12 protein-coding genes are annotated in these 15,134 nt (G+C 61.6%); 8 read left to right on the forward strand and 4 right to left on the reverse strand.

The genetic code is table 11. From position 1 onward, the window contains the following. Window positions 1–95: 95 nt before the first annotated feature. From AC2YI2_RS00750 to AC2YI2_RS00785, 8 genes are all read left to right on the forward strand, one after another. The gene (locus tag AC2YI2_RS00750) at window positions 96–1,940 is read left to right on the forward strand and encodes a methyl-accepting chemotaxis protein (protein WP_487384505.1); all 1,845 of its coding nucleotides are present in this window, start codon (window positions 96–98) and stop codon (window positions 1,938–1,940) included. A 210-nt stretch (window positions 1,941–2,150) separates the two neighbouring features. Beyond that, the gene (locus AC2YI2_RS00755; protein ID WP_487384506.1) at window positions 2,151–4,673 is read left to right on the forward strand and encodes a methyl-accepting chemotaxis protein; all 2,523 of its coding nucleotides are present in this window, start codon (window positions 2,151–2,153) and stop codon (window positions 4,671–4,673) included. A 134-nt stretch (window positions 4,674–4,807) separates the two neighbouring features. Further along, complete coding sequence (locus AC2YI2_RS00760; RefSeq protein ID WP_487385267.1) at window positions 4,808–6,094, forward strand: NAD(P)/FAD-dependent oxidoreductase; 1,287 nt, start codon at window positions 4,808–4,810, stop codon at window positions 6,092–6,094. Window positions 6,095–6,236: 142 nt separating this feature from the next. Next, on the forward strand, window positions 6,237–7,706 hold the full coding sequence (gene zwf / locus AC2YI2_RS00765; protein ID WP_487384507.1) for a glucose-6-phosphate dehydrogenase: 1,470 nt from the start codon (window positions 6,237–6,239) through the stop codon (window positions 7,704–7,706). Between the two features lie 18 nt (window positions 7,707–7,724). After that, window positions 7,725–8,423: a 6-phosphogluconolactonase gene (gene pgl, locus AC2YI2_RS00770; RefSeq protein ID WP_487384508.1), complete on the forward strand. Its 699-nt coding sequence runs from the start codon at window positions 7,725–7,727 to the stop codon at window positions 8,421–8,423. 57 nt (window positions 8,424–8,480) lie between these two features. Next, window positions 8,481–10,295 (forward strand): phosphogluconate dehydratase, encoded by a 1,815-nt coding sequence (edd, locus tag AC2YI2_RS00775; protein ID WP_487384509.1) that lies wholly within the window; start codon window positions 8,481–8,483, stop codon window positions 10,293–10,295. 1 nt (window position 10,296) lies between these two features. Further along, entirely contained in the window at window positions 10,297–10,761 is a 465-nt protein-coding gene (locus tag AC2YI2_RS00780; protein WP_487385268.1) for an N-acetyltransferase family protein, read from the forward strand. An 8-nt stretch (window positions 10,762–10,769) separates the two neighbouring features. Further along, entirely contained in the window at window positions 10,770–11,261 is a 492-nt protein-coding gene (locus AC2YI2_RS00785; protein WP_487384510.1) for a GNAT family N-acetyltransferase, read from the forward strand. 131 nt (window positions 11,262–11,392) lie between these two features. Here AC2YI2_RS00785 and folD read toward each other — a convergent pair whose 3' ends face one another. The 4 genes from folD to AC2YI2_RS00805 form a co-directional block, all read right to left on the reverse strand. Beyond that, the gene (gene folD / locus AC2YI2_RS00790; RefSeq protein ID WP_487384511.1) at window positions 11,393–12,292 is read right to left on the reverse strand and encodes a bifunctional methylenetetrahydrofolate dehydrogenase/methenyltetrahydrofolate cyclohydrolase FolD; all 900 of its coding nucleotides are present in this window, start codon (window positions 12,290–12,292) and stop codon (window positions 11,393–11,395) included. A gap of 120 nt (window positions 12,293–12,412) precedes the next feature. Next, window positions 12,413–13,168 carry a hypothetical protein gene (locus AC2YI2_RS00795; RefSeq protein WP_487384512.1) on the reverse strand — a complete coding sequence of 252 codons (756 nt, stop codon included), beginning with the start codon at window positions 13,166–13,168 and terminating at the stop codon, window positions 12,413–12,415. A 130-nt stretch (window positions 13,169–13,298) separates the two neighbouring features. Then, window positions 13,299–14,120, reverse strand: a complete 822-nt coding sequence (locus AC2YI2_RS00800) for a WecB/TagA/CpsF family glycosyltransferase (RefSeq protein ID WP_487384513.1) — start codon at window positions 14,118–14,120, stop codon at window positions 13,299–13,301. 436 nt (window positions 14,121–14,556) lie between these two features. Continuing rightward, a complete protein-coding gene (locus AC2YI2_RS00805; RefSeq protein ID WP_487384514.1) occupies window positions 14,557–15,120 on the reverse strand; it encodes a hypothetical protein in 564 nt (187 codons plus the stop codon). Window positions 15,121–15,134 lie beyond the last annotated feature (14 nt).

The raw sequence follows: 15,134 nt of genomic DNA on the forward strand, positions 1-15,134 counted from the left end.
TTTTCCACGAGCGCCATATTCAATTTTAGTTAATCTTAAGCAATCAGCCGGAATAGTCGATTTCAGAATTCTCACGAAATTGGCAGGTCCGATACATGCTTCGTTTCTTCCGCTCCTCGGTTGCCCGGCAATATGTGGCGATCACCGTTACGCTGATCATCCTTTCGGCGGCACTCATCGCCGGCACCATGAACTATAGCCTTCGGCAGTTTGTCATGAACGACGCCTTGAGCGATGCCCGCAGCGCATCGCGCAGCTTCGGCGTGCTGTTCGGCGCCAAGACGGACGAGGCCAAAGTCGTGGTGGACAAGGACGTGTTGAAGTCGGTGACCCTCGATCAGCTTCCGAAACTCGATGGCCATATCATGGTCGATCAGACCGCGCAGGCGATCGCCGGTGTGGCGACGCTGTTCGAAAAGCAGGGCAACGACTATGTCCGCATTTCGACCAACCTGAAGAAGGAAGATGGAAGTCGCTCGGTCGGCACCAAGCTCGCTGCAGATCACCCCGCGCAGAGCGCGCTGGCAAAGGGCGACGCCTATTTCGGCCCTGCCATGCTCTTCGGCAAGAGCTTCATGACCGGCTATTTCCCTATCAAGACAACAGCGGGGCAGAATCTCGGCCTTCTCTTCATCGGCATCCCGATGGAGGTCTATGATGCGCGCAACAGCTATCTCACCTGGCTCGCCATCGCGGTCTCGGCGGGCGCCACAATCGTTTTCGGCGTGCTCGGCTATTTCGCCGTACGCAAGGGCATCGGCCCTCTTGCCGCCCTCTCGAAGGCGATCGAGACGGTCTCGACCGGTAAGACCGATGTCGATGTGCCCTATCAACAGCGTTCAGATGAGCTCGGCCAGATCGCACGAGCACTGGAAGTGTTCCGTTCAAATGTCGAGGCAAAGGCGGCACTCGAGGAAAATGCCCGCGAGAGCGAGAAGCGCGCAGCCGTTGAGCGCAGGCGCCACGACGACGAGAAGTACGCGGCGGAGGCCGAGATCGATCAGGCCGTGGCGCGGCTTGCGGAAGGCCTCGGCCGGCTCGTCCAGGGTGATCTCACCTGCCGCATCGACGACGCCTTCTCCGGCCGACTCGAGACGCTGCGTGTCGATTTCAACACCTCGATCGAGCGCATGGCAGTGACACTGAACGGCATCCGCGCCACGACCGGCACGATCAACCAGGGCGCGCGGATGATGACGGAAGCTGTCGACGAACTGGCCAAGCGCACCGAACAGCAGGCGGCATCGCTCGAAGAGACCGCGGCCGCAATCGAGCAGATCACTGCAACCGTCAAGTCGACCTCCGCACGAGTCGACCAGACCTCAGGCATTGTCGGCCTTGCCAAGAAGAACGCCGACAGCTCCTCGACGGTCGTACAGAATGCCATTTCCGCAATGAGTCGCATCCGCGAAGCCTCCAACAAGATCAGCCAGATCATCGACGTGATCGACGGGATTGCGTTTCAGACCAACCTCCTGGCGCTCAATGCTGGCGTCGAGGCGGCGCGGGCCGGCGAAGCCGGCAAGGGTTTCGCAGTCGTGGCGCAGGAAGTGCGCGAACTGGCCCAGCGCTCCGCCAAGGCCGCCAAGGAGATCGGTGATCTGATCGCCAATTCGGCGCAGGAAGTGTCGACGGGTTCGCAGTTTGTCGAACAGACCGGCAATGCGCTGATCGATATTTCCGGGCAAATCGTCGAGATCGCCGATCACGTCCAGACGATCGCGGGCGCCGCGCGCGAGCAGTCGACCGCGCTCCAGGAAATCAACTCCTCGGTCAATTCGATGGATCAGATGACCCAGCGCAACGCCGCCATGGTCGAAGAGACCCATGCCGCTACCCGCCAATTGGCGGAGGAGGCAGATACGCTCAGGGATCTCGTCGGCCGCTTCCGCCTTTCCGGCCCTGCCGAAGGCACACGTCATCAGGCACGCGCGGCCTGAAAGCCAATAGTATTTGGGTGATATGGAGCGGGCGCATGCGTCCGCTTCATTTTTTTGGCGAACACACTCGAGATTTTGAGTGTTCGACGCCTCCCGGCGCCATGTTTTTAGCGGCTCGTTAAGAGCAAAATGCGAGGCTACGCAGTCAGTTCGCAGGAAGCCGGTCCACTGGGGCATCAGGATCGTCCGGGCGCGTTGGGGGATGCTGCAATGATCGATGGGTTCATGTCACGGGTGAAGATCCAGACGAAGGTTATCGTCCTGCTTCTACCCTTTGTCGTTAGTATTACGGCTGTCGGTTTGACCGGCCTCTATGCATCGGGGCTGCTACAGGGCCGGATCGAGATTTCGAACAGCGTGCTGCAGTCGCTCTCCGGCTTCAAGCAGGTCTTCTCCTCGATGAGCGGCTTCCTGATGAAGCCTTCGACCGAGACCCATGACCAGGCGGCGCGCGACGTCACGACCCAGCTCGATCTTCTCAAGAGCACAACAGAGGGCCTGCGCAGCCAGACCGATGTCAGCCTGCTCGAACAGTCGGCGACCGAGTCTGCCACCATCTCTGGCAATATCGAGACGCTCTGGGCCCTGCAGAAGGATCAGGAAGCAACGCTCGCCAGTGTCGGCACGCTCTCGGAGGAACTGCTGGCCGTACAGGGCCAGGTCGGCAAGCGCGCGTTCAAGCTGGTCTCGGAAGCCAAGAAGAAGGAAAAGGCGGAGAAGACGGGCCTGACCAAGGGCCTTGAACTCGATCGCGCCGCCGTACTGCTTGACGAAATGGTCGTCAACTATGGCAAGGTATTGACGCCGGAAGACAAGTTCAAAGTCTTTGAAAAGTACACGCCGGAACTTGAAAAGGCCGTGAGCAAGGTCCTGACCGCCTTGCCGAAGGCGAAGGTGCCCTATGGCAAGAAGTTCCAGAAGCAGGTCGAGGGGCTGAGCGCCCAAATCAAGGCCAAGGATCTGAGCGAGCCGGCCATGAACAAGGCCAATGGCACGCTCAATGGTTTCCGCAGCCTGGCCGCGATGTTCAAGCAGATCGCAGGCGACCTGATGCGGCAGTCGATTCTCAACCTCGCCGCTGCCGATAAGGAAATTTCCAAGGCTGATACCGTCAACAACAAGTTGCGCGCCATTGTCGGCTCGAACAACGAGATTCGTGTCGTCTTTGCCGAACTCGTCGCGGTGCCGAACGAAGAGCGGGTCAAGAAAGTCCATCAGTCGCTCTACATGTATTCGACCGAGATCAGCCGGCTGTCGGGCGTGGTGAAGGACGATCCGTTCTTTGCCGACCTCCCCTCGATGTCGCAACCGATCCTCGACAAGCTCGCCGAGAGCGCGACCAAGCTGAAGGACATCAGCGCCAGGAAGGATGCCGAATTCGCGGCTGCAGCCACGCAGATCGACGGCACCTGGAACCTGCTTGTGCAATTTGCCGAGACCCAGAAGCAAAGCGCCGGTGCCGAGCGCCAGCAGGCCAATACGATCTCCGTCGGCGCCATGCTGGTCGGCATCCTGATCGCCATGGCTGCGGGCGCCGCTCTGGTCATGACGCTCAAGGGCCCGATCGGCCAGATCACGGCCGCTATGCGCCGGCTGGCCGACGGCAAGCTTGACACGTCGATATCAGGCGAGATGCGCCGCGACGAGATCGGCGACATGGCCCGCGCGCTCTCCGTCTTCAAGGGCAATGCCATCGCCAAGGTCGAGATGGAGGCAGAAGCCGATCGCAATCGCGAGGCCACCGAAGCCGAGCGGCAGCGCAACGAACGGGAACGCATGGACGCTGCCCATCAGCTGGAAACCGCAGTAGAGGCACTCGCAGCCGGCCTCTCGCAGCTTACCCGTGGGGAACTCGATACCGAAATCGCCCAGCCTTTCGCCGGCAATCTCGATCGCCTGCGGCAGGATTTCAATCAGTCCGTTGCCGGGCTCCGTGACACGCTTTCTGGCATCCGCAACGCCTCTGCCGAAATCCAGGACAACTGCCAGCAGATGGCCTCGGCGGCGGACGATCTCGCACGCCGTACGGAACAGCAGGCCGCAGCGCTTGAACAGACCGCAGCAGCTGTCGACGAAATCACTGCGACGGTGCGGAACTCGACAGAGCGCACCGGCAATGCCCAGAAGATCGTGCTCAACGCCAAACAGCGGGCCGACAATTCGGCCGAGGTGGTGCAGAACGCAGTCTCGGCCATGGCAAGAATCAAGGAATCCTCCGACAAGATCGGCCAGATCATCGGCGTGATCGACTCCATCGCGTTCCAGACCAACCTTCTCGCACTCAATGCCGGCGTCGAGGCTGCGCGGGCAGGCGAAGCGGGCAAGGGCTTTGCCGTCGTAGCCCAGGAAGTGCGCGAACTGGCTCAACGCTCCGCAGCGGCGGCCAAGGAAATCGGCAGCCTGATCGCCACATCGGCGGCGGAAGTCCAGACCGGCACCCGTTTCGTCGACGAGACCGGCGATGCGTTGATGGAGATTTCCCGCCACATCGTCTCCCTCTCCGGCGAAGTGGAATTGATCGCCACGGCTGCGCGGGAGCAGGCGACATCGCTCCAAGAAGTCAATGCCTCGGTCAACTCGATGGATCAGATGACCCAACGCAACGCGGCTATGGTAGAAGAGACCAATGCCGCAACACGCCAGCTCGCGGATGAAGCTGATCTGTTGATGGAACTCGTTGGGCGCTTCCGTCTCGGTGACGACGTCACGGCTGGCTCGTTAAGAGCCGCTTGAGGGCGATGACCGGAAGCCTCGATGGAAGGGCACGGCGATTGCCGTGCCCTTTCTATTTCGGCCACCGTGGCTTGTTTCTGCACGGGCTTTCACGCTAGACATCGGCTCCCGAAAACAATCCCAGAGTCCATATGATGGCATGGCAGAGCCCGATTTCCCCCGGCATTTCCTGGTATGAAGATTCGATCGACGATCGGCCCGAATACCCGCCGCTGGATGGATCGGTCACCGCCAGCGTGGCGATCGTCGGTGGTGGTTATACCGGCCTGCAGGCGGCCTACAATCTCGCCAAATCAGGCGTCGACGTCGTGCTGGTCGAAGCCCATCGCTTCGGGGACGGCGCATCAGGCCGCAATGGCGGCCAGTTCGGTACGGGCCAGCGCTGGTGGCCGGAGGAATATGAAGAGGAGTTCGGCCTGCCGCTCTCGAAGTCGCTCTTCGACATGGCGGAGAATGCCAAGCACTATGTGCTGAATTTCGCGGCCGAGCACGACATCGAGATCGACTACGTCCAGGGCCACATGCTCGTCGGGCACAAGCAGCGGTTCGAGAAATATTTCCGCGCCAATCCCGACATTGCCGCCGAGCGCTACAACTACCCTCACCTCCATTTCATGGAGAAGGACGAGACCGCGACTCGGCTCGGTTCGGCGCGCTACCATTTCGGCGTCTATGACAAGAATACCGGCCATATCCATCCGATGAAACTGGTGGTCGGGCTCGCCCGCGCGGCGCGGGCTGCCGGCGCCAGGATCCACGAGAAAACGGCGGCGACGAAAATCATAGCGGAAAACGGCAAGGTCCGGATCGAGACCGAGCGCGGGACGATCGTCGCCGACAAGGCGTTGGTTGCGACCGATGCCTATACAGAGACGCTCGAACCGGTGACATCGACGCATGTCATGCCGATTGGCTCGTTCATCGGCGCAACCCCACCGCTCGACAATTTCCCGCCGATCCTGCCCGGCAAGGAATCGGTTGCCGACAGCCGCTTCGTCGTGCGTTATTTCCGCAAGACCAAGGACAATCGCCTCTTGTTTGGGGGCCGCGAAATCTATTCGTCGGAGAAGCCAAACGAGATTGCCGATCATATCCGGAATCAGGTGTCGGAGATCTATCCGGCGCTTGCAGACATACCCTTCACTCACGCCTGGGGCGGCTATGTCGGCATTACCATGCCGCGCTTCCCCTTTGTACGCCAGGTCGCACCCAATATCACCACGATCGGCGGCTATTCCGGTCACGGCGTGATGCTGGCGAACTATTGCGGCAAGCTCTATGCGGACCTGTTGAGCGGTAAGGAAACCGAGCTCGAATTGTTCCGCGGGTTGAAAGTTCCGGCCTTCCCGGGCGGACGCGCTTTCCGCGCGCCGCTCCTCTTCCTGGCGCTGAACTGGTATGCCTTGATGGACAAAATCTAGCATCGACGTCGAGCCCAGAGTAGTTTTTGTTGCAGTGCACCTTGCGTCGCATGGCATTGGCCCGCTATTTTTCGCGTCGGGCCACTGGCTTTTTTAAATCGATTAGATTAAACCGCCCTCGGGGGGCTAAAGAGAGAGTGTCATGAGCAGCCAGTTCATTCCTGTCGAGCCATTTGACTATGTCGTCTTCGGCGGCACGGGCGACCTCGCCGAGCGGAAACTCCTGCCGGCGCTCTATCACCGTTTTGTCGCAGGACAGTTCACCGAGCCGACCCGGATCATCGGCGCTTCCCGCGCCGAAATGTCTCATGAGCAGTACCGGGCGTTCGCAACCGAGGCCCTCAACACCTTCCTCAAGCCGGGCGAGGCCTCGCCGGAACAGATCGAGAAGTTCTGCGCGCTGCTCTATTACGTCGCCGTCGACGCATCGTCGGACAAGGGGTGGGACAAGCTCCATGAGATCCTCGGCGAAGGGAAAGATCGCGTGCGCGCCTTCTATCTCGCAGTGGGCCCGCAGATTTTCGGACCGATCAGCCAGAAGATTCGCGACCACAAGCTGATCACCAAGAACACCCGCATTGTCGTCGAAAAGCCGATCGGCCGCGACCTCGCCTCGGCACTGTCGCTCAACGACACGATCGGCAACGCCTTCCGTGAAGAGCAGATCTTCCGCATCGACCACTATCTCGGCAAGGAGACGGTGCAGAACCTGATGGCTTTGCGCTTCGCCAATGCGCTCTACGAACCGCTGTGGAACTCGTCGCATATCGACCATGTGCAGATCACCGTCGCCGAGGCCGTCGGCCTTGAAGGGCGCGCGGGTTACTATGACAAGGCTGGCGCGCTGCGCGACATGGTGCAGAACCACATCCTGCAGCTGCTCTGCCTTGTGGCGATGGAAGCCCCCTCCTCGATGCAGGCCGAAGCGGTCCGCGACGAGAAGCTCAAGGTTCTCCGCTCGCTCAAGCCGATCAATGCCTCGAATGTCGAGAAGATGACCGTGCGCGGCCAGTATCGCGCCGGCGCCTCCGACAGCGGCGCGGTGAAGGGCTACCTGGACGAGCTCGAGGGTGGCGTGTCCAACACCGAGACCTATGTCGCCATCAAGGCCGAAATTGCCAACTGGCGCTGGGCCGGCGTGCCCTTTTACATCCGCACCGGCAAGCGGCTCGCCAAGCGCGTCTCCGAGATCGTCATCACCTTCAAGCCGATCCCGCATTCAATCTTCGATTCGACCGCCGGCCGCATCAACCAGAACCAGCTCATCCTGCGCCTGCAGCCCGACGAGGGCGTCAAGCAGTCGCTGATGATCAAGGATCCCGGCCCGGGCGGCATGCGGCTTCGCGAAGTGTCGCTCGACATGATGTTTGCCCAGACCTTCGACGCCCGCAATCCTGATGCCTACGAACGGCTGCTGTTGGATGTCGTGCGCCAGAACGCAACGCTCTTCATGCGCCGCGACGAAGTCGAGGCCGCATGGCGCTGGGTCGACCCGATCCTCAAGGGCTGGGAAGAAGCCCGCCAGCAGGTTCAAGGTTATACCGCCGGCACCTGGGGCCCAAGCCAGTCGATCGCGCTGATTGAGCGCGACGGCCGAACCTGGCACGAATAGACAGACACGAGGCGGACCATGGCACATCGTTTCAATACCTTCGCCAATGGCGCCGAACTCGCCGAAGCGCTTGCCACACAGGTGGCTGCTGCCCTCGCCGAGGCCGTTTCGGCGCGCGGCGAGGCGGCCATTGCCGTCTCCGGCGGCTCGACGCCGAAGGCCTTCTTCAAGGCGCTGTCAGCCAAGGACATCGACTGGAAGAAAATAGTGATCACATTGGTGGACGAACGTTTCGTGCCGCCGGAAAACGATCGCTCCAACCATTCGCTGGTCTCCGCGAACCTGCTGCAGGACAAGGCGGCGGTCGCGAAATTCCTGCCGCTCTATCATGCGGTCGCGGATGCCGAGGATGCGGCCTTCGCGGCTACCAGCGACGCCAAGCGCCTGCCGCGTCCTTTCGATGTCGTGATCCTCGGCATGGGCGGCGACGGCCATACGGCCTCCTTCTTCCCCGGCGGCGACCATCTGGCACAGGCGCTCAATCCAAGGACGCCGCGCAGTGTCCTCACCATGCGCGCTGATGGCGCCGGCGAGCCGCGGCTGACCTTTACCTTCTCTGCGCTTCAGGATGCGCGCCTGCTGGTGCTGCATATCGAGGGCGAGGCGAAGAAGCCTGTCATCGACAAGGCGCTCGCCGAAGGGGCCGAGAGCACGCTGCCGATCGGCCGCGTCATCGCGGCTGCCGGGTCCGATACCGAGATTTTCTGGGCGCCCTGAGCGCGCCTGTTGCGGAGTGCTCCCAACGCTCCGCCATAGAAGCCGAAAGGAATGACCATGGCAGCCGATGCACGGATAGCAGCGATTACCGCACGCATTGTCGAGCGGTCGAAGCCGACACGGGAGGTCTATCTCGGACGTCTCAAGGAGGCGGCGAGCCGTGGCGCACACCGCGCCGTTCTCTCCTGCGGCAATCTCGCCCATGGCTTCGCCGTCTGTTCCCCCGCCGATAAGGACCTGCTCGCGGGCGACCGGGTCCCCAACCTCGGCATCATCACCGCCTATAACGACATGCTCTCGGCGCATCAGCCCTATGAGACCTATCCGGCGTTGATCCGCGAAGCGGCCCGCGAGGCGGGCGGCGTGGCGCAGGTTGCGGGCGGTGTGCCGGCCATGTGCGACGGCGTCACCCAAGGCCAACCGGGCATGGAACTGTCGCTGTTCTCGCGCGACGTGATTGCGATGTCCGCCGGCATCGGCCTGTCGCACAACATGTTCGACGCAGCCGTCTATCTCGGCGTCTGCGACAAGATCGTGCCGGGCCTTGTCATCGCGGCGCTCACCTTCGGCCACCTGCCCGCCGTCTTCATTCCGGCCGGCCCGATGACCTCGGGTCTGCCGAACGATGAGAAGTCGCGCGTGCGCCAGCTTTTCGCAGAGGGCAAGGTCGGCCGCGCCGAGCTGCTCGAGGCGGAATCGAAGTCCTATCACGGCCCCGGAACCTGCACCTTCTACGGCACCGCCAACTCCAACCAGATGCTGATGGAGATCATGGGCTTCCATATGCCCGGCTCCTCCTTCATCAATCCCGGCACGCCGCTGCGTGACGCCCTGACAAGGGAAGCCGCCAAGCGCGCGCTCGCCATCACCGCCATGGGCAACGAATTCACGCCGGCCGGCGAAATGATCGACGAACGCTCGATCGTCAACGGCGTCATCGGCCTGCACGCCACAGGTGGTTCGACGAACCACACGCTGCATCTCGTCGCCATGGCGCGTGCTGCCGGCATCAAGCTGACCTGGCAGGACATTTCGGACCTCTCCGACGTCGTCCCCCTGCTCGCACGCGTCTATCCGAACGGCCTCGCCGACGTGAACCATTTCAATGCGGCAGGCGGCATGGGCTTCCTGATCCGGGAACTGCTCAAGCAGGGCATGCTGCATGACGACGTCCGCACCGTGTTCGGCCAGGGCCTCGCCGCCTACACGGTCGAGGCAAAGCTCGGCGACACCGGCGGCGTCATTCGCATGCCGGTCCCCGAAGTCAGCGGCGACCCCAAGGTGTTGGCCAAGATTGAAGAGCCTTTCCAGAAAACCGGCGGTCTCAAGATGCTGGCCGGCAATATCGGCACGGGTGTCATCAAGATCTCGGCCGTGAAAGCGGAACGTCACATTATCGAGGCACCGGCCAAGGTGTTCCATAGCCAGCTGGCTCTGAACAACGCTTTCAAGAATGGCGAACTGGAGGGTGATTTCGTTGCGGTGGTACGCTTTCAGGGGCCGAAAGCAAATGGCATGCCGGAGCTTCACAAGCTCACGACCATTCTCGGCATCCTGCAGGATCGCGGCCAGCGCGTGGCGCTGCTGACCGACGGCCGGATGTCCGGCGCCTCGGGCAAGGTTCCCGCGGCAATGCATGTCACCCCCGAAGCCTGCGCCGGTGGCCCGATTGCCAAGATCCGCGATGGCGACATGGTGCGGCTGGATGCAGTCAAGGGGACTATAGACGTGATCGACCAGGCCGACTACGAGGCCCGCACGCCGATCAGCATCGATCTCGAAGCGAACGAATACGGCATGGGCCGCGAACTGTTCTCGATCTTCCGCCAGATGGCCGGCCCAGCGGACCAGGGCGCGGGCGTGCTTGGCTGAAATGGAGCTTCGGCGCGCCACCGGCGACGATATCCCTGATATCATGGCGATCGAGCGGCAGCCGGGATATGAAACGTTGGTGGGCCAATGGAGCGCCGAAGAGCATGCGGCGCATCTCAAGGATCCGACCTTTCATTACTTCGTCATCGATGACGGCAGCGGCGAGGCGCTTGCATTCGCCGTGCTGCATGTGCAGCCAGATGGCCTGCTTCTCAACCGGATCATCGTCAGGGCCCCCGGGCACGGCCTGGGCCGAACCTTGCTCAGCGAGATTATCGGGCTCGCACCGTCGCTAAGCTCCTCGCCCCGGCTCTGGCTCCGCGTCGCAGCACACAATCAGCGTGCCATTCACCTCTATACCGATCTTGGATTTCTGCACGAAGCCACACTGGCCGCAGCCGGGAAGTTGCCGAATGGCTTGGCCGTCGACCTCATGGTCATGGGCAGGCCAATCGTTCTGGAGTAGATGCAGACATGAGCCTTCGCCGTGCCACGCTCAACGACATTTCCACGATCATGGAGATCGAGCGGCAGCCCGGCTACGAGCAATTCGTCGGCCGCTCATCCACCGAACTCCACGCGCAGGCACTCGATGACGTTGACTATGCCTATCTCGTCGGCCTGAATGCGGATGGCGCAATCGGCGGCTTCGGCATCCTCCGCGGCCTGTCAGACACGATGGGCAACGTTACCCTCAAACGCTTCGTCGTCGCCGCACCCGGCAAGGGCTTCGGCACTGCCCTGCTACGCGAGATCATCGATTGGGTGTTTACGAATACCGCGGCACATCGCTTCTGGCTCGACCATATCATCACCAATGACCGGGCTCGGCATGTCTATGAACTGTGTGGTTTCAAGCACGAGGGTGTTATGCGCGAGGCGTATGTAATGCCGGTGGATGGCACCCGGGTCGATCTGGCGCTGATGTCGATACTGCGGCCGGAATGGGAAGGACTAAGGAACTAACCCTGCAGATCGGGGATAGAATTCCATAAACGCAAGTATCGTGACGCGGCACCGCGGGCGCCGACATCCCCATTCAGAGGGTGTTCGACGGCCGCAGAGACTGGCAGTAGATATTTCGTCGCCTGCAAATCTTAGAAGCTCGGCGCCTTCTTGCCGGCCTTGCGATAGGCTGCGATCACCGTGTTGGCCATCAGCATGGCGATGGTCATCGGGCCGACGCCGCCGGGGACCGGTGTGATGGCGCCGGCGACAGGTTCGCACGCGGCGTAGTCGCAATCGCCCACAAGCTTGGTCTTGCCTTCGCCCTTCTCCGGTGCGGGGACGCGGTTGATGCCGACGTCGATGACGGTGGCGCCGGGCTTGACCCAATCGGCCTTGACCATTTCCGGGCGGCCGACGGCAGCGACCAGGATGTCGGCTTTGGCGCAGATTCCGGGCAGGTCCCTGGAGCGGGAATGGGCCATGGTGACCGTGGCGTTCTTGGACAACAGCAACTGGCCCATCGGCTTGCCGAACAGGTTCGAGCGGCCGATCACCACGGCGTTGAGGCCGGAGAGATCGTCGCCGCGGATCGTACGGACGAGGATGAGCGAACCGGCAGGGGTGCAGGAGATGAGGCCCGTTTCGCTGTCGCCGGTGGCGAGCTTGCCGGCATTGACAACATGCAGGCCGTCGACATCCTTTTCCGGCAGGATCGACTGGATGACCGGCTCGGAATCGAGATGCTTCGGCAGTGGCAACTGGACGAGGATGCCGTGGATCGAGGGATCCGCATTGAGTTCGGCGACGAGCGTCATCAGCGCTTCCTGCGTCGTGTCTTCAGGCAGCGAATGCTGGACCGACTTGAAGCCGCATTCCTTGGCCATCTTGGACTTCGAGCCGACATAGGCCTGGCTGGCCGGATCGCTTCCGACGAGGACGACGGCGAGACCAGGCTGGATGCCGGCGGAACCCTGAAGCTCGCCCGTGGCGGACTTGATCTGGTCGATAACGGACGCGGCAACATCCTTGCCGTTGATGATGGTAGCCAAGGGGAACTCCTCACCCAATCGAATTAGTTTGGCCGCGATCCTAGTGACGGACCGCGAAAGGCAGCCGTCATATAGCGCCTCCGGACGGCGCACTTTCACTATTGGGAGGAGCGGAAAAGATCAATAGCGGCCGCGGCGGCGCGCGTGAAGGAGGTCGTCGAGCCGATCCTGCATATCGGCTATGCTTTCCCTCAGCTCGACGATTTCATCGTCGTCGCGATAGCGTACCGGTTGGAGCCGACGGCGCGGTGGCATACGCTCCTCGCGGGTCGCGTAATGGCGGATCTCGCCGGCCGATACGGCGAGATCATCGGCGACGGAGCGGAACGCCGAGACGGTCTCGCGCAGGACTGCGGAGAGCGCCTCGATCTCGATAGTCGAAGGCGCCGGGTGGCTGGCGAGGTGCTGAGGCGCCGGTTGGGGCTGGCCTTGGGGCTGAGGCGGGTGCCGGGGCGGAGCTTGCTCGGTGAAGCGCTTGGCGGCTTGCCCGATGAGATAGACGGCCTCGCTGAATTTGAGAAATTCCTGGTCCACGACGGGAGCGTCATTCGAGACAGGCACTGTCGGCGGTGGTTCGATCACGACTCGCGCCGGGCGAGCGGCCTGTTCGGCAAAATCAGCCTGAGCCGTAGGACGCGGCGTGGCGGCCGGCGACGCTTCCCTGCGCTTGAGGATGGCCTCGACCTGGGCCGACAGCGTGAGATCCTGCTTTGGCGTCTGCGCCACGACGTCATTGGCTCGGAGACGTGCCTCGAGGTCCTTGAGCCGGGCCTCGAGCGGATCGACAATTTGCCTCGCCGGCACTGGCGCGACGAACTCCGCCTCGGAGAATTCTTCGGGATAGGCGAGATAGTCGAGAAGCGGGCGGCTGTGCATGGCAAAACGGTTTCATGTTGGAAACTTGGCCAGGAACGCAGCCGTGCAAACAGGGATCGGCGAAAAAAATCACCGACCTTGAGACTATTCGGAGCATGGCTAACAAATGGTTAACAGAGGCCTTACGAGATCAGCTTTCCGGCAGGCTCTGCGGTCCACTGCGCAGTGCGCGGCGCAGGCTCGAAAGCTTCTCGCCCAGCACATAACCCATGATGCGTGCAGCAAAGATCGGGCCGCCGACGAAATAGCGCCGCCAGAGGCGCTTGGGCTCGAGCCTGAAGCGATGCAGCCACTCGACGCGCAGCGTGCGCGCCTTCGGCGATGCGCGAGACACCTCCCCCGCCATGAAATCAAACAGCGCGCCGACGCCGAAAACGAGGCGAGCATGCTCGGGTCGGATATGGCGGTCGATCCACATTTCCTGCTTCGGCGTGCCCATGGCAATGAGCAGAATATCCACCTTGTGACGGGCGATCTCGTCGGCAACTGACGATGACTCGGCTTCGGTGAAGAAGCCGTCATGGATCGCAACGAATTCATGCCAGGGCGCGTGATTGGCGAAGCCCTCGCGAGCGCGGTCCAGCACATCCTGGCGGGCACCAACGAGGCCGATCCTCTTCGGCGTCGTCATATAGGTCAGTAGCGCCGGCACGAAGTCGGTGCCATTGAGATTGGCGGGGAACATCCGGCCGTGCATAGCGAATGACGCGAGGTCGACGCCGACGCCATCGGGCAGAACGAGATGACGGCTCAGGACCTCGCGGTAGGCAGGGTCCTTCAACATCAGGTTGGCATTGTGCGCGTTGAGAAACGAGATCGCCGTCTGGCCGATCGGAACATCGGCAAGCGCGCTGACGAAGGTGAAGGCCTCAGACCAGTTCAAATCGCAAACCTGCAGACCGAAGATCGGTCGCCGCGAGCTGAACACAGCCATGTTGGAAACGACGTTCATTCCAGTCTCCCGTCAACATCCGGGCTCTACGGCCCGTTCGACGTCGGAAGACCAGCAATCGCCGTGCCAGCAAGCCTGGCCGTGCTCTCGATGTGTGGATCCGCGCCCTGTGACAAGTGATATCAAGGGCGCTTGAAATGCCGCTTAAGCCATTCATTCAAAACAGTTTCTGGCCGTTTTTAAGGTATTAACCAAGCTTGAGAATGTGCTTACATATCAGTGCTTTGAGCAACTGAAGAGCCCGAAAGATTTGGTTCGGGGGCGGAAGAAATCCGCCATAGGTCGCGACAGGGATGCGCGATATCCCATTCCGGCACGACGATCTCGTACCGGAATGGGAATATGGCTTAGACTTGCTGTTCGGGATTGCGACGTGCCGGCGGGGATATGACCCGGCACAGGCCGAAACGATAGGGCCGCGTTAACGATTTGGGCGTCAGTGCGACGTGCTTTCGCTGCTCTTGCTGTCTGCCACCGGGATATCCTCCGGGGCTTTCTCGCTCACGAGCTTTTCACCATGCTTGACCGACGCGCCAGGCTTGGAGATCGCGTCCTGGATTTCCTGCTTGGTGAGATAATCAATCTGTTCGACCACCACATCGAGCACGACCTCGGAGCCAAGCTTCTGGTTCAGCGCCTGCTTGACGCGGTCCTTGAAGGCCTTGAGGTCGAAATTTCTGTTATCGCCGACGCGGATGACCTTGTCGCCGACGAGTTCGGTATAGAGTTCGTCCGTCAGCAGCTCCGGAATAGGGAGCATGATCTCTGCGAGCTTGGTCTTGTCGACGATGAACGATGCTTTGGCGAGGAAATAGCCCTCGACGCGGCCCTGGGCGATCACCGGATAGGTGATGACCTCGCCGCGCACCAGCTCCTGGACGGCCTTCTTCGCTGCCTCGTCCGCATTCGGATCGGGCGCCTTCGACATCTGGATAGAGAAATAGACCGAGCCAAGCGTCACGGCCGCAACCCAGATGCCTGTGATGATCAGCTTAAGCATTGCCGCTCCGGTCT

It is taken from the genome of Rhizobium sp. SRI_017 (assembly GCF_057586295.1).